At 72.0% G+C, this 20,020-nt stretch carries 19 protein-coding genes; 8 read left to right on the top strand and 11 right to left on the bottom strand.

The genetic code is table 11. From position 1 onward, the window contains the following. Positions 1–6: 6 nt before the first annotated feature. The 4 genes from B0I32_RS06620 to B0I32_RS06605 all read right to left on the bottom strand — a co-directional run bounded on the left by B0I32_RS06620 (position 7) and on the right by B0I32_RS06605 (position 4,022). On the bottom strand, positions 7–774 hold the full coding sequence (locus B0I32_RS06620) for a cupin domain-containing protein (protein ID WP_106235865.1): 768 nt from the start codon (positions 772–774) through the stop codon (positions 7–9). Then, positions 771–1,673 (bottom strand): DUF6807 domain-containing protein, encoded by a 903-nt coding sequence (locus B0I32_RS06615; RefSeq protein ID WP_106235864.1) that lies wholly within the window; start codon positions 1,671–1,673, stop codon positions 771–773. Before B0I32_RS06615 ends, B0I32_RS06620 begins: the two co-directional genes overlap by 4 nt. Then, positions 1,670–2,830: a Gfo/Idh/MocA family protein gene (locus B0I32_RS06610; RefSeq protein WP_106235862.1), complete on the bottom strand. Its 1,161-nt coding sequence runs from the start codon at positions 2,828–2,830 to the stop codon at positions 1,670–1,672. Before B0I32_RS06610 ends, B0I32_RS06615 begins: the two co-directional genes overlap by 4 nt. A 160-nt stretch (positions 2,831–2,990) precedes the next feature. Next, positions 2,991–4,022, bottom strand: coding sequence for a LacI family DNA-binding transcriptional regulator (locus B0I32_RS06605; protein WP_181307087.1), 1,032 nt, complete (start codon positions 4,020–4,022; stop codon positions 2,991–2,993). Between the two features lie 206 nt (positions 4,023–4,228). Between B0I32_RS06605 and B0I32_RS06600 the strand changes: the two genes are divergently transcribed. Then, complete coding sequence (locus tag B0I32_RS06600; protein ID WP_106235859.1) at positions 4,229–5,503, top strand: serine hydrolase domain-containing protein; 1,275 nt, start codon at positions 4,229–4,231, stop codon at positions 5,501–5,503. A gap of 145 nt (positions 5,504–5,648) precedes the next feature. After that, the gene (locus B0I32_RS06595; protein WP_106235858.1) at positions 5,649–6,080 is read left to right on the top strand and encodes a hypothetical protein; all 432 of its coding nucleotides are present in this window, start codon (positions 5,649–5,651) and stop codon (positions 6,078–6,080) included. A gap of 14 nt (positions 6,081–6,094) precedes the next feature. Here the strand turns inward: B0I32_RS06595 and B0I32_RS57480 are convergent, their stop codons facing one another. The 7 genes from B0I32_RS57480 to B0I32_RS57475 form a co-directional block, all read right to left on the bottom strand. Beyond that, on the bottom strand, positions 6,095–7,462 hold the full coding sequence (locus tag B0I32_RS57480; RefSeq protein ID WP_106235856.1) for a phosphotransferase enzyme family protein: 1,368 nt from the start codon (positions 7,460–7,462) through the stop codon (positions 6,095–6,097). A gap of 140 nt (positions 7,463–7,602) precedes the next feature. Then, the gene (locus tag B0I32_RS06585) at positions 7,603–10,503 is read right to left on the bottom strand and encodes a M36 family metallopeptidase (RefSeq protein ID WP_245955638.1); all 2,901 of its coding nucleotides are present in this window, start codon (positions 10,501–10,503) and stop codon (positions 7,603–7,605) included. Positions 10,504–10,794: 291 nt separating this feature from the next. Further along, positions 10,795–11,745, bottom strand: a complete 951-nt coding sequence (locus B0I32_RS06580) for an ARPP-1 family domain-containing protein (protein ID WP_106235853.1) — start codon at positions 11,743–11,745, stop codon at positions 10,795–10,797. Then, positions 11,742–13,058, bottom strand: a complete 1,317-nt coding sequence (locus B0I32_RS06575; RefSeq protein WP_106235851.1) for a vWA domain-containing protein — start codon at positions 13,056–13,058, stop codon at positions 11,742–11,744. Before B0I32_RS06575 ends, B0I32_RS06580 begins: the two co-directional genes overlap by 4 nt. A 132-nt stretch (positions 13,059–13,190) precedes the next feature. Next, complete coding sequence (locus tag B0I32_RS06570) at positions 13,191–13,772, bottom strand: NADPH-dependent FMN reductase (protein WP_106235850.1); 582 nt, start codon at positions 13,770–13,772, stop codon at positions 13,191–13,193. Then, positions 13,769–13,903, bottom strand: a complete 135-nt coding sequence (locus tag B0I32_RS60845) for a hypothetical protein (protein WP_281262574.1) — start codon at positions 13,901–13,903, stop codon at positions 13,769–13,771. Before B0I32_RS60845 ends, B0I32_RS06570 begins: the two co-directional genes overlap by 4 nt. Then, on the bottom strand, positions 13,896–14,057 hold the full coding sequence (locus B0I32_RS57475) for a hypothetical protein (RefSeq protein WP_181307085.1): 162 nt from the start codon (positions 14,055–14,057) through the stop codon (positions 13,896–13,898). Before B0I32_RS57475 ends, B0I32_RS60845 begins: the two co-directional genes overlap by 8 nt. 113 nt (positions 14,058–14,170) lie before the next feature. Between B0I32_RS57475 and B0I32_RS06565 the strand changes: the two genes are divergently transcribed. The 6 genes from B0I32_RS06565 (at position 14,171) to B0I32_RS06540 (ending at position 19,943) form a co-directional block, all read left to right on the top strand. Beyond that, entirely contained in the window at positions 14,171–14,503 is a 333-nt protein-coding gene (locus B0I32_RS06565; protein WP_106235849.1) for a putative quinol monooxygenase, read from the top strand. A 106-nt stretch (positions 14,504–14,609) separates the two neighbouring features. Further along, positions 14,610–15,833 carry an ROK family protein gene (locus tag B0I32_RS06560; protein ID WP_106235848.1) on the top strand — a complete coding sequence of 408 codons (1,224 nt, stop codon included), beginning with the start codon at positions 14,610–14,612 and terminating at the stop codon, positions 15,831–15,833. Continuing rightward, positions 15,830–16,639: an ABC transporter permease gene (locus B0I32_RS06555; protein WP_106235847.1), complete on the top strand. Its 810-nt coding sequence runs from the start codon at positions 15,830–15,832 to the stop codon at positions 16,637–16,639. The genes B0I32_RS06560 and B0I32_RS06555 overlap by 4 nt, the downstream gene beginning before the upstream one ends. Continuing rightward, a complete protein-coding gene (locus B0I32_RS06550; protein WP_106235845.1) occupies positions 16,636–17,415 on the top strand; it encodes an ABC transporter ATP-binding protein in 780 nt (259 codons plus the stop codon). The genes B0I32_RS06555 and B0I32_RS06550 overlap by 4 nt, the downstream gene beginning before the upstream one ends. A 93-nt stretch (positions 17,416–17,508) precedes the next feature. Continuing rightward, positions 17,509–18,477: an aliphatic sulfonate ABC transporter substrate-binding protein gene (locus B0I32_RS06545; protein WP_106235843.1), complete on the top strand. Its 969-nt coding sequence runs from the start codon at positions 17,509–17,511 to the stop codon at positions 18,475–18,477. Beyond that, positions 18,474–19,943: a sulfatase family protein gene (locus tag B0I32_RS06540; protein ID WP_106235841.1), complete on the top strand. Its 1,470-nt coding sequence runs from the start codon at positions 18,474–18,476 to the stop codon at positions 19,941–19,943. The genes B0I32_RS06545 and B0I32_RS06540 overlap by 4 nt, the downstream gene beginning before the upstream one ends. Positions 19,944–20,020 lie beyond the last annotated feature (77 nt).

The raw sequence follows: 20,020 nt of genomic DNA, 5'->3' as shown, positions 1-20,020 counted from the left end.
CCGTCGTCAGCGGTTCGCTTCCGGTTGCGGGGGCGACGGTGGGTCGAGGGTGTGTACGACGGGGTGGGCGACGTCGTGGGCGCGCAGGTTGCCGCACATCCCCCACCGCTCCTGCGGCGGGCTCTCCATCAGCGCCGACTCCACGAGGTGCGCGCCGTCGCCGCGCTCCAGGGCGTCGAGGACTGCGGCCGTGCGCCGGGTCTCCCTGGCGACCGTGCTCTCCCAGATCTCCCGCCAGGCCGCCGCCTTGGGCCTGACCAGGGCGATCGCGCTGTCGTAGAAGGTACGCAGCGCCTCGGGGCCGCCCTCGGTGAGGCGGTGGAAGCCCTCGACCGCCAGGTCCCTGCGCCGGCGTACCGCATCCTCGACGCCGTCGGCGGGCAGGGTCGCGGCCGCGCGGTAGCGTTCGCGGTCCGCGACGATCTCGGGCGGGAACGTCATGACCGCGTCGCCGGCCTCGGGCAGGCCGGCGTTCGACATGACGACCACCACCTCGAGGCCGCCGTGGTTGACGGCCCGGTGGATGGTGCCGGGGGTGAACCACACGGTCGAGCCCGCGCTCAGCGCGGTCTCCCTGAGGCCGTGCGCGTCCAGGCTCTGCAGCGCGCCGTGGCCGGCGATCACCACGTACGCCTCCGTCGAGGCCGTGTGCATGTGCGGCGTGCCGCCCTCCAGCCCGTCGGCGCACGCGCTGCCCGAGTAGACCGTCAGCCGGCTGATCGACGTGCCGCCGGGAAAGGCCTCGTGGGAGGGGGAGGTCCCGTGGGAGGTCATCGCAGCGCGTTTCTGCCGTGGTCGGCCAGCGACGCCGTGCCGTCCTCGCCCCGGTCCCCGTCGGCGACGACGACCGCGTACCGGAAACCGAGCGTCTCCCCGCCCGGCAGCGGCACCTCCTCGCTGAAGAACGGCGCGGGGTTGAGGCAGGCGAAGTTCTCGGTGCGGGCGAACCACTGCGGCGGGTGCTGCGGGTTGGCCGCGTCGTCCACGATGACGACGGTGGAGCGGTCGCCGCTCTCGTCGTGCCGGCCGCGGAAGCCGAACCACTCGGCGCGCCGGCCGCGCAGCTCGTCGCCGCCCGCCCCGTCGGGCGACTGGATGACGCCGTCGGTGAACGAGCGGGGGCCGCGCCAGAACAGGCCGCCGTAGCCGGCGTTCTCCCTGCCCTTGGTGGTCGGCGAGCCGAAGTCGATCGTGGCGCCGGACACGTTCGTCATGGCCGTCTCGAAGACCAGCGCCCAGGTCGCGTCGTCGACCAGGGTGGCCGTGAGCGAGCGCCGCTCCTCGATGACCGGATCGCCGCTCTGCGCGCTCCAGTCGAGCGTGTGACCGATCTCCACCCGGTCGCCGGTGGCCGCCAGCGTGGTCAGCTCGCGGTGGACGGCGCTGCCGTTGTTGTCGCGCTGGACGTAACGGCCGTCGGTGTACGTGGGCCCGCCCCAGAAGTTGTGCTCGCCCACGTGCGGCAGCGACCAGGCGATGCCCTTGTGCCAGACGTGGTCGTGCGGCCGGTACAGCGACACGAGCGCGCCGCCGCGGGTGCGGATCGGGTGCAGGTACGGCTTGGGCGACTCCAGCACCGGCGTGTCCGGGCGGTAGACGTAGGTGAACAGCTCGGCGGCGCCGGCGCTGACGGCGACCGACCGGCCGAGTTCGTGGGTGGCCCGCAACGTCACGTGGTCCTCCAGGGGGCGCCCGTGCCGTCCATGCGGCGGGCGAACGGGCTGTCGGCGGTGATCTGACCGGCTCGTACGCGTTCGCCGGTGAAGGCGGAGGCGTACAGGGCGGCGATGAACTCCATGGTCCTGCGGGCGTCGGCGGCGGTGACCGGCGGGGCCTGGCCCTGGTCGAGCGCGTCGAGCACGGCCTTGAACCAGTCGCCGTGGCCGCTGGATCCGCTGCCGGGGTCGGGCTGCCACCGGGATTTCACGTCGTCGTGGCCGGGGGCGGGGGTGACGGTCCAGTCGTCGTCGGTGTAGCCGTACAGGTGCTCGACCTCGACCGTGGCGCGTTCGAAGTCGAAGCGCAGCTCGGAGGTCTGCCTCGGGGACAGGACGGAGTTCACCACCGTCGCCGCCGCGCCGCTCTCGAACGTCACCAGCGCCATCGACACGTCCTCGGTGTCCACCGGGCGGGACTGACGGGCGGCCACGGCGGTCACCTCGCGCCAGGGGCCGAGCACCGACAGCAGCAGGTCGAACTGGTGGATCCCGTGGCCCATCGTGGGCCCGCCGCCCTCCGACTCCCACGTGCCGCGCCACGGGACCGCGTAGTAGTCGTCGCCGCGGTACCACTGGGTCAGGCACGTGGCCAGCAGCGGGCGCCCCAGCTCGCCGGCCTGCGCCAGCCGCCGCAGCCGTACGGCGCCGGCGCCGAAGCGGTGCTGCAGCACGGTCGCCACGTGCCCGGCCGAGCGCCGCTCCGCCTCGATCAGGGTGTCGAACTCGGCGAGGGAGAGCGTGGGCGGCTTCTCCACCAGCGCCGTCACGCCGGCCTCCAGGCAGGCCAGGGCCAGCGGGGCGTGCTGCTGGGGCGGGGTGCACAGGTGCGCGATGTCCAGCCGCTCCTCGCGCAGCAGCTCCTCGGCGTCGGCGTAGGCGTGCGGGATGCCGTACGTGGCGGCGAACTCGCGCGCCCGCCCGGCGTCCACGTCGGCCACGGCGACCAGCTCGGCCCGGCCACCCGAAGCCCCGGCGCCCGAGGCCCCGCCGCCCGAGGCCGGGCCGCCGGAAGCCCCCGAGGTCCGGCCGCCCGAGTCCAGCACGGCCTTGGCGTGCGCGTGGGCGATCCCGCCGGTGCCGATGATGGCGGCCCGGTACGTGCGTTCAGACATGTGTTCCTTCGCGATTCGGTGGGGGGCCGGGCGCCGTCGATCCCGGCTCGGCGCTCGGTGCTGGTCAACCCGCCGGTCGGACAGCACCTCTTCCGTACGCCATGGGAAAACGTATTCCGCAGTTTGCCCGCCCATTACCCGGAGCGTCAAGACACGCGGGTCACGGACGAGGCCGGAGGCTGTCCCTGACGATCAGCCGTCCCGCAAGGACAAGCCGCCTGGCCGGCCCCCGCTCCCCCACCGCGAACCGGATCGCCTCGGCCCCGGCCCGCGCGAGCGGCAGCGCCACGGTCGTCAGCCGCGGCGTCACGTCGGAGGCGAGCGGGAGGTCGTCGATCCCCGTCACGGAGACGTCGTCAGGGACGTTCAGGCAAGCCGCGCGGAACGCCGACATCGCGCCGATCGCGATGGCGTCGTTGCTCGCGAGAACCGCCTGCCTGCCGTCCATCCCCGCCTCGGCCAGCTCGCGCGCGGCGGCGAACCCGCCGTCCCTGTCGGCCCGGCAGGACACGAGCTCGATGTCGCTCGCACGGACGCCCTCCGCGCGCAGCCCCGCCACGAACCCGGCCGTGCGGTCGCTCATGTTCCGCCGGTCCCCCGCGCCGACGAAGATCGCCACCCGCCGGTGCCCGGCGCGCCCGACGAACCCGCCCATCGCACGGGCCGCGCCGACGTTGTCGAAGGCGATCGTGTCGAACGTCAGGTCCGTCTCGCCGACCACGGCGACCCGGCCGCCCTCCCGTTCGTACGCCAGCAGCTCCTTCACCAGCCGGTCCTCGGCGGCGGCGGCCAGCAGCCGGTTGGAGGTGAGCACGAGGGCGCGCGGGCGCAACGACCTGAGCACGCGGACGGTCTCCGCCTGGCGCTCCGGATCGCCCATCGTGGACGACACAGTGACGAACGCCCCCGCGGTGCGCGCCTCGCGTTCCATCGCCGCCACCACCAGGCCCATGCTCGGCGTCGTGAGATCGTCGGCGACGAGCGCGATCGAGTCGCTGGCCCGGCGCATCGCCCTGGCCGAGGCGTCCACCGTGTAGCGCAGGGCCGCCGCCGCGGCCAGCACGCGGGCCTGGAACTCGGGGGCGACCTTCCTGGCGCTGCCGCCGAGCACCCGGGACGCGGTGGCGACCGAGACGCCCGCCGCCGCGGCCACGTCGTGCAGCGTGACCGTGGGCCTGGCCGCGTGGGGCATACGCTGCGTCCTCTCCTTCGGGAACGACCGCGCAAACGACCGACACTGCAGGGTAGCGCCTGCCAACCGCCTGAACCGTCCCGTAGGCCTAGCGTCGGCCGGCCCTGTCTGCCGCCCGCACGAACCGTCCCGTATGACTCCTGTCATGGACGACCGGTGACACAGTGGACTGACCCGGACACCCCCGCTTCGATCATGCTTCACTCATGGTCATTCGTCAGCTGGGAAAGAACACCGCCGTCCGCCGGACGGCCGCCGCCACCGCCGCCGGCCTGCTGCTCGCCGCACTTCCCGCCCAGCCGGCCACGGCCGGGACCGGGCTCGACCGGCAGGCGCTGCGCGAGTCGCTGAACGCGGTGCACGAGGCGGGCATGTACGGCGTCTACACCGAGACCCGTGACGGCGGCCAGAGCTGGCGGGGCGCCTCCGGCGTGGCCGACGTGCGCACCCGCCGCCCCGTGCGGCCGGACATGGTGCACCGGGTCGGCAGCATCACCAAGACGTTCACCGCGGTGGCCGTGCTCCAGCAGGTCGCCCGGGGCAAGATCGAGCTGGACGCCCCCGTCGGCCGTTACCTGCCCGACGTCGTGCCGGGCGAGCGCGGCACGAAGATCACCGTACGGATGCTGCTCAACCACACGAGCCACATCGCCGACCTGGTGGGTCCGGCGTTCCCGTCGCTGCTGGAGGGCTCGACGAAGAGCCTCGACGACAACCGGCTGCGTACGTTCACCCCTCTGGAGCTCGTGCGCCTGGGCCTCGGCGCCGCGCCGACCGGCGAGCCCGGGACGACGCCCGGCGTGTACTCCAACACCAACTACGTGCTGGCCGGCCTGCTGCTGGAGAAGGTGACGGGCATGGACGCGGAGCGGTACATCACCCAGCACGTCATCCGCCCGGCCGGGCTGCGGCACACGTCGTTCCCGCGCACGCCGCTCATCCCGGGGCCGCACTCGAAGGCGTACGAGTCGATGTTCGGCCTCATCGACCCGCCGCGCGACTACAGCGTCTACAACATGTCGTGGATCTCGACGGCGGGCGCGCTCACCTCCACGATGGACGACCTCAACCGCTTCTACCGGGCCCTGCTGCGCGGCGAGGTGATCGGCCAGGAGCAGCTCGCCGAGATGCGGAAGACGGTGCCGGTGAACGTCGGCGGCGGCCTGCTGAACTACGGCCTCGGCCTCTACTCCACCGACCTGCCGTGCGGCCGGTTCTGGGGGCACAGCGGCAGCGTCTTCGGCATGGCCACCGACTCGCTGACCAGCGAGGACGGTCAGCGCCAGCTGTCCATCGGGCAGAACCTGACCAAGTACCAGACGGTCGACGAGAACGGCGTCCCGCAGGTGAGCCCCATAGACGTGGCCATCGTCCAGTACTACCTGCTGGCCGCGTGCGGGCAGGCCGCGCCGCAGGCCAGGGCGGCGCAGCCGGCGTTCGTCCCGTTCGCCGCGGACCGGACGTTCTCCGTCAAGCGCTGACCGGCCGAGCCCTGATCGATCAAGCGGTGAGGTGTGTCGGCGGTCACTCTTGATGTGTGGATTCCTCCGCAGATGGGCGGCGCAGATCTCCGTACTGTCCTGTTTGCCGGACCACCCGGCAGCACCGACAGGGGAGGACACCCACATGCGTAAGATCCTGGCGATCGCCGCCATAGCGGGCTCGACGGCCATGACCGGCCTCGCCCTCGTCCCGGCCACCGCCCAGGCGAGCACCAGCGCCGCCACCGGCACCGTGGCCACCGCCGAGAGCGGCACCGCGAGCTTCGGCAACTGGGGCAGGTACTTCTCCAGCGACCGCAAGGCCTACACCTTCGGCAAGACCTGGAAGTCCCACGGCAAGGTCTACACGAAGTGGTACGGCGTCGAGAAGCGCGGCGGCAAGAAGGGCTGGATCTGGTTCGAGTTCTACCAGAACGGCGGCTGGCACAAGTTCAACCGGTCCTGGGACGGCAAGACCGTCGGCAGCTGGAACGGCAAGGGGATCAAGAAGGTCTACACGTTCACCTGCTGGGGCGGCAAGTTCGACCACTGCGGCAGCAAGCACCGCATCTACTAGGACGTGACCTCAGGTCACGCGCGCCCCGGGGCCCGGCGATCGTCCGCCGGGCCCCGGCCCTGTTCCAGCGTCTCCAGCACGGCGGCCAGGTGGGCGGGCGCCGGCATGATGCGCAGCGCCTCGTCGATCTCGCGCTCCGCCCACGCGCGGTGCCGCGGCTCGGCGCCCGGGTCGAGTGCGATGCGCGTCTGGAGCAGCAGGAAGTTCAGCCGGGAGGCGACGAGCATGGAGAAGGCGTCCGGCCCGTCGATCCGGCCGGGCCCGCCCTCCCGCAGGTAGGCCCGGTACATGCGGCGCATGGCGGGCAGGTCGGGCGCCGGGTCGCAGAACCAGTCGAACAGGGCCATGGCCAGCTCCCGTCCCGGCTCAGCGGGGCCGAGGCGGTCCCAGTCCACCACCACGAGCTCGCCCTCCGGGCCGGTCAGGACGTTGTCCGGGTGCAGGTCACGATGGCAGAGGATCAGGGCGGCCGGCTCGGGCGGGACGACCACGGCACTCAGCTCGGGCACCGTGACCAACCGTTCCCGCAGCCGATCCCCCCACACCACATCCACCGCACCTGCCACCCGCTCCCCCGCGCCGGCCGCGCCTTGCCTCTGCTCCCCCGCACCCACCGCGCCTACTACCCGATCCCACGCGCTGAGGTCGGGCGGCCGGTGATACCAGGGGTCGGGGTCCTGCCCGTCGGGTTCGGCGGTCACGGCGGGAGCGCAGCGGTGCAGCCGGGCGAACAGCGCCCCCAGGGCCTCCGGCGTGGCCGGGCCCGCCGGGTCGACCGGGCTCAGGTCGATCCAGTCGTACAGGCGCAGCCACGTCCCCCCGGGTGTCTCGACCAGATGGCGGCCGTCGCGGCTCGGGTGGCTCGCCGGAAGCCGGACCCCGTGCGCGGCGGCCCGCCGGGTGAAGGCGAGCTCGGCCGCGACCAGCGCCTCCGCCGGCGGTTCGCCGAAGATCTCCTTCAGCGCGTACGACGCCGTCCCCGTCTCCACCCGCCAGATCTGGCCCAGCGCGCCCCGCCGCCCCTCCGAGACCACGACGCCGTCATCCCATCCGAACGCCGCCCGCGCGCACGCCACCAGGTCCATGCCTCCAGACTGCCGCACAAGCCCCCGCCACCGCCGGTCACCGCCGCTCCTGGCGGTGCAGACCGGCCCCGTGCACGGGCCCGGACGGCGCACGAACGCCTTGGTCTGGTCGGCGTCGGCGACCGTGTCGAGACCGGTGTCACTGGCGAAGGCGCGCAGCACGTCCGCGGTCATGATCTGGGTGGGGTGCCCGCCGGGCGCGGTGGCGACCATGCCGGAGCTGCGCAGGTCGGCCACGTCGTCGCGCTCGGCGGCCAGGCGGCGCTGGACGGCCAGGGTGGGCGGCAGGTTGTTCATGTCCAGCTCGGTCGTGACGCCGAACGTCAGCGCCTCGGCCAGGTCGCCGTCGAAGGCGTGCGCATGGGCGTCGATCAGGCCGGGCAGCAGCGGCCCGTGCCCCAGGCCGGGACGTGGGCCGCTGCCGGATAGGGAAGGGATCAGTGCGAGAAGGCCTGGAACTCGGCCGCCCTGACCTGATCCCGCTGCGGGCTGGCCGTGGCGCAGTCCGTCGCGGAGTTCGGGTCGGCGTCCTGCTCACCGGCGTACAGCGGGTTGCCGGTGCACTGCGTGCTGAGCGCGCGCAGCATCAGGTGCGTGGCGTTCGTGTCCCTGATGTCGAACGACTTGATCAGCATGTCGGCGCCTCGCGGCCGCGGCAGGCCGGCGTCGAACGCGTTCGCGCGGCTGGTGTAGACCTTGCGGAAACTGGCCGGGTCGGCGCAGTTCGCGCTGCACGCCAGCACCTCGAACGAGCGCAGGCTGGAGAAGCGGTTCTGCGCGCCGGGGTCGGCCGGGTCGCCGACGTTCGGCCGCAGCAGGGCGCTGACCTGCACCCGGCGGATCTTGACCGGCTTGTCGCCCGCCAGGTCCACCACGACCGACTTGCCCGCGGGCGCGCCGGTGAGCGAGGCCCAGTTCGTCGCCTCGGTGTCGTCGATCAGCCTGAGCTGGTTGACGCCGTCGCCCGTCGCCGCCGCCCCGTTCGCCGCCGAGGCGTGGTTGCGGGTCAGCGCCAGCGGCAGCGGCAGCTTGACACCCGGCAGGACCGCGTACTTCAGCCGCTTGTGGCCGAAGCCCGCGCCCACGACGACGAAGTCGTACTGGCCGGGGGTCATCTCGACCGTGTCACCGAGCGGGGTGGCCGGGTCGGTGTCGGCGACGGGGACGACGCGGCCCTCGTAGTCGCCCACGTACAGCCGCAGCGCCGCGCCCTTCGCCTCGCCCAGGGGCTTGAGCTGCAGCGAGCCGTTCCGGCCCGCCGGGTTGACGAAGCTCGGCGTCGCGTCGGCGTCGTTCGCGCCGTTGCTGGCCGCGCCGTCGCCCAGGCCGTGCTCGGCGAACGCGCGCCACATGATGTCCTGGTTCGCCCCGCCGAAGCGGATCGCGTCGGCCGCCAGCAGCGCGTCACGGTGGTCGACGTAGCTGACCGCGCCGGTGGCCATCAGCAGCAGCGCGTCGAACGAGAGCTGCGCCCAGCGCCGGTTGCCCGGGCACTTCCCGACCGGCGTCCGGCCCTCCGCGCACGCCTGCTGCTGCTTGGCCGAGCCCTGGCCGTACCGCTTGACGAAGGCCGCGCGCACGTCGAACTGCGTGGCCGACCAGATCTCGCCGTCCGCGTGCGGCTGAGTGCCGACGATGTCGTAGGCCAGGTCGCTGTAGTTGAGCGGCGACTTCGACATGTCGTAGTTCCTGATGCCGCGCCCCTTGTCGCCGGTGACGTAGCCGCCGGTGACGTACGGGGTCTGGCCCGAGGGGCGGAAGCCGTACTCGTAGAGGTACTCCATGGCGAACAGGTCGGAGGTGCTCTCGTTCATGGCCCCGGGCTGGGTGCCGCTCCAGCCGGCGTTGGGCCCGCCGATCATGCGGCCGGAGATGGCGTGCGTGTACTCGTGGCCGATGACCGACATGTCGTAGTCGCCGTCCACGCACGGCGAGTAGAAGGAGCCGGCGATCGGCTGCCACAGGTACATGTTCGTGATCGGCGCGACCCCGTCGGGGCCGGTGATCTGGTTGGCGTTGTCGCGGACGGACAGGACCCGCGCGCCGGCCTGGGCGTTGCCCTGCTCGGGGTCGTTGCCGAGTCCGCCGCGCGTGCCGTTGTCCGCCTGCATGTTCCACGCGGTCTCGGTGAAGCCGAGCCGGTAGGACCAGTCGTGCATGCGGTTGTGCATGGCGTGCAGGTTGGCGATGGCGGCCTCGAGGTCGGCCTCGCCGGGCTGGTCGAGCGCCGCGGGGTCGCACTTGGCCTGGTACCAGGCGTTCTTCCACGGGTAGACGTAGTTACGGCTCGGGGTGGGCACGTTGGAGCGGGTGCCGACCGAGAACGGGTCGCCGTTCGCCCGGTTCTCGAAGGTCCTGGCCGCGTTGCCGAGGCTGGTGTTCGCAGGCTCGTTCGTGGCGTGGTCCACGTCCCACGCCTTGCCCGTCCCCGGGTCGCCGCCGGTGACGTAGTCGCAGCGGGGGCCGGGCGCGTAGCACCAGGTCTGGCGGGAGTCCTTGGAGCTGTAGTCGTCGCGCGGGTTCGACGGGAAGGCCGCCCAGCGCGGGTTCTCCGGGTCGACATGGTCGACCAGGTTCTCCCTGGTCAGGATCGCGCCGCTGACCGCGTCCACGTGCGTCGTGTACCCCGCCTCGGCGCCCTGAGCCCCGCCGATGAGGACGACTTGGAACGCGTTGTGCACGCCGTCGGGCGCCGGCACCGCGACCGGGGTGGCCTGCTTGGTGATCGCCGTGGCCAGGTCGATGCCGCCGTCGGCGGCCGCGATCTCCATGGCCCGCTCCGCGGTGATGGCCGCGGCCGGAGGCGCTTCGGTGCTGCGGGACAGCGTCGACGTCACGTGCCTGATCTGGCCGCCGGACACGCCGACGGCGACGAGACCGTCCACGCCGGCCGGCAGGTCGCCGAAGCGCTGGCGCAGCAGTACGGCCGCGCCCTCCCCGATCGGGTTGACCGCGACCGTCTCCAGCGCGTCCACGGACTCGGCCGTCAGCCCGAAGACGTTCTGGTTGTTCTTGAGGTAGGTCTTGGCGGCCTGGACCGGGTCGGAGCCCAGGCCCTCGGCCAGCGGCTTCGCGCTGACGACGGCGGCCGGGGTGCCGAGAGCGTTCCAGGTGATCCGCGCGTCCGTCGCGGCGGCGCGCCGGTCGGCCTCCGCCGGGGGCGGCACCCGGCCCTGGCGGTTGTCCACGTCGGGTTCGCCGTGGTTCTCCGCCTGGAAGTCATGGACGACGGCGGCCTGCCCGCCGGGTTCTCCCCGGGCCGCCCCCGCTACGGGTAGAGCCGACGCTGTGAGCGCGGCGACGATGAGTGTGCTGCGTAACCAGGGCTTGGTCGACACGTTTTCCCTCCTGCGTGTCAGGGATGCGCAGCTTTCGCGCATCTCCCCGAAAGAGGTAACATCGCCGACCCTGGCTGACAAGATCTTGTCAAATGAGAAATATCAGCGTATAAGCAGTTGAAAAGTGCGGGACAGGCGTCCGGCGCCTCGGCGACACGAAGAGTCGTCGTAGCGACCATCCCTTACATGGAATGAGGGTTTTTGCCGCCGCGCCCGGAACAGTTCCCGCACTGATCATTCAACGCCGCCCCCGCGGGCGTCGCAACCGGTTTTATCCGGCTTCATCCGGCTTCATCTGGTGGTGAAGACCGAGGCGTACACCGGCCGCCCGTGCTCGGTGACCACCTGCCCGGCCAGCCCGCCGGCGGTGAGCGTGGACAGCCGCAGGTCGAGGTAGCGCTCCTCCTCGACCATCCGCACGTCGCGGGCGGGCGCCGGCATCCAGGACGCCACCTCGGCCAGCCGCACCGCCCGGTCGCGCGCCAGTTCGGCGCGCAGCTCGGCCAGGCTCTCCGCCTCGTACGGCCGCGCCTCCTCCGGCTCCGGCTCCGCCCGCCAGGCCGCCACACCGTACGCGAAGCAGACGAGAGCCGTCCACACCTCGGCGAAGTAGACGGGGTCGGGCGCCAGCTCCAGTCCCGCGAACCGGTCGCCCAGGAAGAACAGCGCGCCGAGCTGCCCCGGCATCAGCTCCAGCCGGCTCTGGAACTGCGTCAGCGTGGCCCGCCTGCGCGACAGGATCTGCTCCAGGTGGCCCCTGGAGGGCAGCCCGCACGCGCGGTTGAGCTCACTGATCTCGTCCCACAGCTTGCTGTAGTTGTGCTGCCCGCGCAGCGCCAGCGCACTGGCGCGCAGCTCGGCGGGCAGCACGAAGAACCACTGGTCGCGGCCCTCCAGGTAACCGCCCTGGGCGGCCTGGACGCAGCAGGCGTCGTCGAAGCGCCTGGTCTGCCCGGCGCCCAGCAGCGCCGAGGCGCACAGGGCGTGGTTCTGGGCGGCGTCCTGGATGTAGCCGATGTGCAGCGGCACGATCGCCACCCCCTCGCGGGCGCCGTTCGACAGCTCCACCTGGCCGTAGCCGACGACCCGCTTGAGCTTCAGCCCGGAGCGGGGCGGCACGATGCCGGGGCGCGCGGGCCCGTAGACCGGTACCATCGTCAGCGCCCCCGCGCGCTGCGGGGTGCCCGCCCGGTAGCCGCCCAGGTCGAGCGGCTCGGGCAGCAGTGTGGCAAGGCTCGTCATGTCCGTCCTCCTTCCAGTCGGCCGAGCATCGTCGCGCGGATCCAGTTCACGCCGGGCGCGCAGTGGGCGAACATCCACGCCAGCAGCCCGGCGAAGTCGTCCTGGTGCCAGAACGCCTGTCCGGGCAGGCCGGGCGCCGGGTCGCGCAGGGTCAGGTCGTCGCCCTTGGTGAACGCCGCCAGGCAGCGCACCACGGGCGTGGTGACGCCGGCTCCGGGCAGCGTGGCCGCCACCCGCGCCAGATCGCCAGGCAGGTGGTTCTCGTAGCCGTCGGTGACGACCACCACCAGGTCGGGGCCGGTGCCGAGCGCGTCGAGCAGGCCGCCGGCCAGGTCGGCCGAGCCCGCCGGGGCCTGCTCGGTGCCGCCGGTCTCGACGACCGTGAACCGGTCGCAGACCTCGGCCAACACCAGCCGCAGCGCGACGGCCTGCGACATGAGGGCCCACTCGCGCTCGCCGTACCCGCGCATGGAGCCGGACGTGTCCAGCACCATGGCCACGCTCGCGTCCAGCCGGGGCAGCCCGCGCGTCGCCCGCGCCACGTATCCCGCGAGGGCCGGGCGCAGCTCGGCGACCGGGCCGCCCTGGTAGAGGTGGACCAGCGTGGCGGCGATGTCGCCCCGGTTGGTGGGGGTGACGATCGGCGGGTACTCCCTGACCGGGTCGAGCGGCGCGGGCGGCTCCTGCGGGGCCGGCACGCCGTACGTGCCGGGGGCGTAGAGCGCGCGCACCCGCTTCGCCGCGAGCACGGGGTCGGCGGTGAAGCGCAGCAGACTCCTGCGCAGGTACCGGCCGGTGTCGCCACCATCGCTTCCGGCTGTTCCGGCGGCTTCGGTGATCAGGCGGGCGCAGGCGCGGGCGGTCGTCTTGCCGAGCGCGTGCTCGAAGCAGTCGACCAGAGCGGGCCGGCGCGCCTCGATCAGCGCGTCCGCCTCCGGGTGCTCCAGGACGAACGCGACGACGGCCCGGGTGACGTGCTTGTGGTTGGCCCGCAGCCGGCGCAGCGCCAGCAGGACGGTGAGCGCGTACGCGGGCGGCAGGCCGAACATGAGCGCCCTGGTCGCCTTGGCCAGCGTGGCGCGGGTCCGCTCGGCCAGGCCGTCCTGGGTGGCGGCCAGCGTCCGCAGCAGGACGCGGGCGCGCTGCCAGGGGAGCACACCGGGCACCAGCGCGAGCAGCGCGTACCCTTCCGGGTCGCTCAGCTGGGCGGTCCGGTGGAGCTCCGCGTCGTCCCAGACCGGCTCGCCGCTCCTGGACAGAACCAGCGGAACGTCATGAGTCCGGAAATGCTGGAGAAGAGTTGGTGTGTCCACAAAATGCGATTTTAGAAATGAAGATCGGCGAAAGAAACTGATTTTCCGCCTGCGTCAATTCCGGCCGCATCCCGAATAACGCGGGAAGGACACCCTTTCTGCTGCCTTGACCCATCTGTTTCCCCGGGGTTCCTATGCCGGGCCTCGGGAAGCGGCGGCCGACGCCGCCGGCCTGAGTGCGGCGATCGCGCGCACCTGGGGCGCGATCCGGTCGGCCCAGGCCGCCACGACCTCCTCCAGCCTGGGGAAATCCGCCTCCAGGAACGCGAGGCCCGGCGTGGGCACGCTCGCGCCCAGCTCCACCAGCAGCGGGCGCAGGTGCACCTCCACCGCCAGGGCGTGCTCGGCGTCCCCCATGACCAGCAGCGGCAGCGCCACCGTGCCCGCCAGCGCCTGCGGGGGCAGCCGGTCGAGGAACGACTTGAGCAGGCCGGTGTAGGTGCCCTTGTAGGTCGGGCTCGCCACCACCAGGACGCTCGCCTCCCGCACCAGCTCCAGCGCCACCTCGACGCCGGGGTGGGCGCCGGGGGCGAGCAGGTGGGGCCCGAGTGCCGACAGGTCGACCTCTTCGTGCGACCGCCCGGAGGTGCCGTTCGCCGAGGCGCTGAGGCCAGCCGGGTTGAGGCGCCGGCCGACCGCCTGCGCCGCCCGGCTGGCGAGGGTCAGGGTTCTGGAGCCCTCGCGGGGGTTGCCGACCAGCGCGACGACGGTCATCGGGCCACCGCCTCCTCATCCTCCAGGACGGTGGGGAAGAACTCCTCCGCCTCGTCGTCCGGCAGGTCGTACCAGTGGACGTCGCCCTCGCGCTCGTCCGGCGCCGCGTACCGGCGTGTCGTCTCAGCCATGATGGGCCGCCACCTTCCGTTCCCTCGCGACGAAGGCGATGGATGTGCCGGTGTGCTGCCGGACGTGGGCGAGGGTCTCCTGCAGTCTCTCGCGCGTCCGCACGTCCAGCCCGGCGAACGATTTCGTCCAATGACAGCACACCGGAGTACTCATGCGTATGAAGCTACGAGCCCCGCGCGGCGAAGTCAACATTTCCTACATGAGATATAGAGAATTAGCGATCGCTACGCTCGTCGGTAACGCCGCCGATCAAGGGAGCCGATTCGATGATCTTCATCACCGCCAAGTTCCGCGTCCTGCCCGAGTCCGCCGAGCGCTGGGCCGAGATCACCGCCGAGTTCACCGCCGCGACCCGCGCCGAGCCGGGCTGCCTATGGTTCGACTGGTCGCGCAGCCTCGACGACCCGGCCGAGTACGTGCTGGTGGAGGCGTTCAGGGACGACGAGGCGGGTGCGGCGCACGTGCAGTCGGCGCACTTCAAGCAGGCCCAGCAGACGCTGCCGCCGCACCTCGCCGAGACGCCCCGCATCGTCAACACCACCCTCGACCAGGACGGCTGGTCCGAGCTGGGCGAGATGGCGGTCCCCGACCGCGCCTGACCAGGCCGGCGCACCCGGCCGGTGCCCGAGCCCGAGCCCGGCCGGGACGAAAATATTTTTTCCGGGTTATTGACGAAAAAGGCCGGGCGTCGGCAGACTCAGCGTCATGGCACAACCCCATGGCCCCCTGTCGCAACTCCGGCGCGGGCACGAAGAGCTCGTGCTCGGGCTGCTGCGCAAGCACGGCCCGCTCAGCCGGGGCGAGCTGGGCAAGCACTGCGGGCTGTCCCGCACGACCCTGTACGACATCCTCGCGGAGCTGGTCGCCGAGGGCGCCGTCGTCACCGCCACCTCGCAGGACGCGCCGCGCGGGCGCGGCAGGCCGGCCGAGACGCTGACCCTCAACCCGGACGCCGGGCAGGCCATCGGCATCGACTTCGCCCGGCGCGGGCTGCACGTGGCGGCCGTCAACGTGGCCCACGAGATCGTCGGCTCGGCCAGCGAGCCGCACGACGCCGACCTGCCGTGGGAGGAGCGGGTCGCGCTGGCCGAGCGGCTGGTCGGCTCACTCACCGGAGCCGGATCGGGGGCGCTGCGCCTGGGCGCGCTCGCCGCGATCGGCGTCGGCGTGGTCGGCGCGCAGGTCGAGGGAACCGATCCGGACGAGAAGGGTTCCGCGCCGCATCCCGCACAACTGCTGCTGCGCGAGCGGTTCGGCGTCCCGGTGCTGCTCGACAACAACACCCGGCTGGCCGCGCTGGGCGAGTCCATCTGGGGCGCGGCGGCGGGCGGCCAGGACGTGCTCTACCTGCGGCTCTCCCACGGCGTCGGCGGCGGGCTGGTGGTCGGCGGATCGCTGCACCGCGGCGCGTACGGCCTCTCCGGCGAGTTCGGCCACATCACGGTCGAGCCCGGCGGCGCCCGCTGCGACTGCGGCGGCACCGGCTGCCTGGAGACCGTCGCGTCGATAAGAGCCGTGCTGGACGCCTACCGTGACGCCGGCGGCCGGGCCGCGGACATACCCGAGCTGGTCAAGGCCGTCAGAGCGGGCGAGACGGGCGCGCTGACCCTGCTGAGCGGGGTCGGCGCCAGGATCGGCGAGGTGCTCGCCGCCGTCTGCAACGCCATCGGCCCCAGCGTGATCGTGATCGGCGGCGAGCTCGCGGAGACCGGCCCCGCGCTGATCGGACCGATCGAGGGCGCCCTGCACGACCACGTCATGCCGGTCTCCCGGCAGCGCGTGAGCCTGCGCCGCGCCACGCTCGGCGAGGTGGCCGGCGCCCTGGGCGGCATCGCCCTCGTCCTGCACGAATCCCCCCTGCTCTCCCGCTATCCGGCCGGTCCCGACCTGGCGGAGATCCCCTCCATGACGCAAACGAGGCACCCATGACCCAGCTGACCGCGCTGGGCAAGTCGTCGCCGGCCCCGGTCGTGCGGCGCGGCCCCAAGCGCTCGCGGCGCGCCGTCGCGCTCAACCTGATCGCGGTCGTCATCGGCCTGGCCGTCTGGACACTGCTGGCCGGCGTCGGCGTGCAGGGCCTGCCCGGGCCGGTAGAGGTGGCGGGCAAGGCGGCCGAGCTGCTCTCGGACGGCACCCTCCCGCTCGACGCCCTGGCCAGCCTGCGCAGGGTGCTGCTCGGCTTCCTGCTCGGCACGCTGCTGGCGGTCCCGATCGGCTTCCTGATGGGCTGGTACGCCACCGCGCGCGGCCTGCTGGAGCCGTACGTGCAGTTCTTCCGCACCATCCCGCCGCTGGCGATCATCCCGCTGGCCATCGTGCTCATGGGCATCGGCGAGGTGCCGAAGGTCTTCGTGATCTTCCTGGCGTCGTTCCTGTCCAGCGTCGTGGCCACGTTCCAGGGCGTGGTGGACGTGGACAGGACGCTGATCAACGCCGCCCGGGTGCTCGGCGCGTCCGACCGGACGATCTTCCTCAAGGTCGTGGTGCCGGCCTCGACGCCGTTCATCCTGGTCGGGATGCGGGTCGGGCTCGGCTCGGCCTGGGGCACGCTGGTCGCCGCCGAGCTGATCGCCGCCCAGGAAGGCCTGGGCTTCCGGATGCAGCAGGCCCAGCTCTACTACGACCTGTCCACGATCTTCGTGGGACTGATCGCCATCGGCGTGCTCGGCCTGCTGATGGACCGGTTGCTGCTGCTCGCCGAGCGCCGCCTCACCGACTGGCAGGAGCGCCGTTGAACGCCAAGATCTCGTTCAGGGACGTGGTCAAGACCTACCCGATGAAGGACGGCACCTTCACGGCCCTGGACCACGTGTCGCTGGACATCGCCGACCGCGAGTTCGTCACCGTCGTGGGACCGTCCGGGTGCGGCAAGAGCACGCTGATGAGCATGGCCGCCGGGCTGGTCGAGGCCAGCGCGGGCGAGACGCTGGTGGACGGCAAACCGGTCACCGGTCCCGGACCGGACCGGGGGGTGATCTTCCAGCAGTACGCGCTGTTCCCGTGGCTGACCGTGCGCAAGAACGTCGAGTTCGGGCTGAAGCTCATGGAGCTGCCGGCCGAGGAGCGCAGGCGGCGGGCCGAGCGGGCGATCGAGCTGGTCGGGCTGTCCGACTTCGCCGACGCGCTGCCGAAGACGCTGTCCGGCGGGATGAAGCAGCGCTGCGCCATCGCCCGCGCGTACGCGGTGAACCCGCAGGTGCTGCTCATGGACGAGCCGTTCGGCGCCCTGGACGCGCTGACCAGGGTGCAGCTGCAGGACCAGCTGCTCGACACCTGGAGCCAGGACCAGCGCACGGTCATGTTCATCACCCACGACGTGGACGAGGCCGTCTACCTGGCCAGCCGGGTGATCGTGATGGCGGCCAGGCCCGGCCGCATCCAGCGGATCATCGACGTGGACCTGCCCTACCCGCGTACCGAGGAGATGCGGCTCTCGCCCGAGTTCGGGCGCATCCGCAACGAGGTCTGGCACGCCGTCTACCACCAGGCGCCCGCCTCGTCGGCGGCCTGACCCACACCACCAGGCACCCGGCCTGAACCACACCCACCAGGCATCTGCCGCGTCAGCGGCCTGAACAACCCCCCGAGAAAGGACTGATCCGCCATGCGTTCTCTTCGTCGCGCCCTGACGGCCGCCACGGCGGTGAGCCTGTTGACACTGTCCGTGACCGCCTGCTCCGACGACGGCTCCACGGTCAGGTTCGGCTACATCAGCGACTACAACGGCGCGAGCCTGCTCGCCATCGCCGACAAGCAGGGCCTGTGGGACAAGCAGGGGCTCACCCCCGAGATCAAGGTGTTCACCAACGGGCCGCTGCAGATCCAGGCGCTCGGCGCCGGCGACCTCGACTTCGGCTACATCGGCCCCGGCGCGATGTGGCTGCCCGCCACCGGCAAGGCCAAGGTCGTCGCGATCAACACGCTCGCCTACGCCGACCGCGTCATCGGCCGGCCCGGCGTCAAGACGATCCAGGACCTGAAGGGCAAGAAGGTCGGCGTGCCGGAGGGCACGTCCGGCGACATGGTGCTCAACCTGGCGCTGCAGAAGGCCGGCATGACGGTCAAGGACATCCAGAAGGTGCCGATGGACCCGGCCACCGTGGTGTCGGCGTTCGCGGCCGGGCAGATCGACGGGGCCGGCATCTGGTACCCGCTGATCGACAACATCAAGCGGCAGGTGCCGGACATGGTGGAGCTGGCCAGCACCAAGGAGTGGCCCGACAGCTCGTTCCCGACCGCGTTCGTGGGCGGCACGAAGGTGGACGACGCGCTCACCAGCAAGGTGATCAAGGTGCTGCAGCAGGCGAACGACTGGCGGGCGGCGCATCCCGAGGAGGCGATCACCGAGTCGGCCGCGCTGCTCAAGCTGGACCCGGCCAAGGTCAAGGCCGACGCGGCGAACGTCCAGACGATGACGACCGAGGACCTGGTCGGCAAGACCAAGGACGGCACCGTCGCCAAGTGGCTGAACAGCCTGGGTGACTTCTTCGTCGGCACCGGCCAGCTCAAGACGAGGCCCGACCCCGCGACGTACTACACCGGCGATCTCTACACGAAGGCCTTCACGAAGTGAACCTGCTGTTCCTGATGACCGACCAGCACCGCGTCGACACGCTCGGCTGCTACGGCAACCCGCACGTCGCCACGCCGAACCTGGACCGGCTGGCCGCCACCGGCACCCGTTTCGACCGGTTCTACACGCCGACGGCCATCTGCACGCCGGCGCGGGCCAGCCTGCTCACCGGGCAGGCGCCGTTCCGGCACCGGCTGCTGGCGAACTACGAGCGCAACGTCGGCTACCTGGAGGATCTGCGGGAGGACGCGTTCACCTTCCCCGAGGCGCTGAAGGAGCGCGGCTACCAGCTCGGGCTGATCGGCAAGTGGCACGGAGGCACCACGCGCAACGCCGCCTCGTACGGCTTCGACGGCCCCGACCTGCCCGGCTGGCACAACCCGGTCGACCACCCCGACTACCTGGCCTACCTGGCGGAGCGGGGGCTGCCGCCGTACCGGATCTCGGACCTGATCCGGGGCACCACGCCCAACGGCAACCAGGGCAACCTGCTGGCGGCGCGGCTGCACCAGCCGGTGGAGGCCACGTTCGAGCACTACCTGGCGACCAGGGCGATCGAGCATCTGGAGCGGTACGCGGCCGACGGCCGGCCGTTCTTCCTGGCCACCCACTTCTTCGGGCCGCATCTGCCGTATCTGCTGCCGGACGAGTACTTCGACATGTACGACCCCGACCTCGTCGAGCTGCCGCCGTCGATCGCGGAGACGTTCGAGGGCAAGCCGCCGGTGCAGCGCAACTACAGCGCGCACTGGACGTTCGACACGATCCCGATCGAGGTCAGCCGCAAGCTGATCGCGGTCTACTGGGGTTACGTGACGCTCATCGACCAGCAGATCGGCCGCATCCTCGACCGTATGGACGAGCTGGGCCTGACCGATCGGACGTCGGTGTTCTTCACCTCCGACCACGGCGAGTTCACCGGCGCGCACCGGCTGCACGACAAGGGCCCGGCGATGTACGAGGACATCTACCGCATCGCCGGCATCGTCCGGATCCCGGGGGCTGCGCCGCAGGTCAGGGACGAGTTCGTGTCGCTCACCGACTGCACGGCGACGATCCTGGAGCTGGCCGGCTGCGACACCGGGCCGGCCGTGGACAGCCGCAGCCTGGTGCCGCTGGTGCGCGGCGAACATCCGGAGTGGCCGGGCGAACTGCTCGCCGAGTACCACGGCCACCACTTCCCGTACCCGCAGCGCATGATCCGCGACGACCGCTACAAGCTCGTCGTCAACCCCGAGTCGGTCAACGAGCTGTACGACCTGCGCGCCGACCCGCACGAGCTGAGCAACCGCTACACCCACCCCGAGCTGGCCCCGGTCCGCCGCCGCCTGATGCGCCGGCTGTACGACCTGCTGCGGGAGCGCGGCGACAACTTCTACCACTGGATGACGCCGATGTACGACATCGGCGCCCTCGACTACGACCCCACGCTGAGCGCGTTCGAGAAGGAGGCCGCCTCGGGATGAGATGGGACCCGGCTCCGGGCGCGGCCGGCTCCGGGCGCGGCCGGCTCGGCGCGTGATCCGAGGGCGGCGATTCCCGT

The organism is Nonomuraea fuscirosea (genome assembly GCF_003001935.1).
In the GTDB taxonomy this organism is placed as follows: Bacteria; Actinomycetota; Actinomycetes; order Streptosporangiales; family Streptosporangiaceae; genus Nonomuraea; species Nonomuraea fuscirosea.
This window is presented reverse-complemented; position numbering and strand designations above follow the sequence as displayed.

Excerpts from the sequence above, each read along its gene's own strand:
- B0I32_RS06545 (WP_106235843.1), top strand. The coding sequence starts at position 17,509 with ATGCGTTCTCTTCGTCGCGCCCTGACGGCCGCCACGGCGGTGAGCCTG.
- B0I32_RS06600 (WP_106235859.1), top strand. The coding sequence starts at position 4,229 with ATGGTCATTCGTCAGCTGGGAAAGAACACCGCCGTCCGCCGGACGGCC.
- B0I32_RS06555 (WP_106235847.1), top strand. The coding sequence starts at position 15,830 with ATGACCCAGCTGACCGCGCTGGGCAAGTCGTCGCCGGCCCCGGTCGTG.
- B0I32_RS06570 (WP_106235850.1), bottom strand. The coding sequence starts at position 13,772 with ATGACCGTCGTCGCGCTGGTCGGCAACCCCCGCGAGGGCTCCAGAACC.
- B0I32_RS57480 (WP_106235856.1), bottom strand. The coding sequence starts at position 7,462 with ATGAACAACCTGCCGCCCACCCTGGCCGTCCAGCGCCGCCTGGCCGCC.
- B0I32_RS06560 (WP_106235848.1), top strand. The coding sequence starts at position 14,610 with ATGGCACAACCCCATGGCCCCCTGTCGCAACTCCGGCGCGGGCACGAA.
- B0I32_RS06580 (WP_106235853.1), bottom strand. The coding sequence starts at position 11,745 with ATGACGAGCCTTGCCACACTGCTGCCCGAGCCGCTCGACCTGGGCGGC.
- B0I32_RS06565 (WP_106235849.1), top strand. The coding sequence starts at position 14,171 with ATGATCTTCATCACCGCCAAGTTCCGCGTCCTGCCCGAGTCCGCCGAG.
- B0I32_RS06620 (WP_106235865.1), bottom strand. The coding sequence starts at position 774 with ATGACCTCCCACGGGACCTCCCCCTCCCACGAGGCCTTTCCCGGCGGC.
- B0I32_RS06595 (WP_106235858.1), top strand. The coding sequence starts at position 5,649 with ATGCGTAAGATCCTGGCGATCGCCGCCATAGCGGGCTCGACGGCCATG.
- B0I32_RS60845 (WP_281262574.1), bottom strand. The coding sequence starts at position 13,903 with ATGGCTGAGACGACACGCCGGTACGCGGCGCCGGACGAGCGCGAGGGC.
- B0I32_RS57475 (WP_181307085.1), bottom strand. The coding sequence starts at position 14,057 with ATGAGTACTCCGGTGTGCTGTCATTGGACGAAATCGTTCGCCGGGCTG.
- B0I32_RS06605 (WP_181307087.1), bottom strand. The coding sequence starts at position 4,022 with ATGCCCCACGCGGCCAGGCCCACGGTCACGCTGCACGACGTGGCCGCG.
- B0I32_RS06610 (WP_106235862.1), bottom strand. The coding sequence starts at position 2,830 with ATGTCTGAACGCACGTACCGGGCCGCCATCATCGGCACCGGCGGGATC.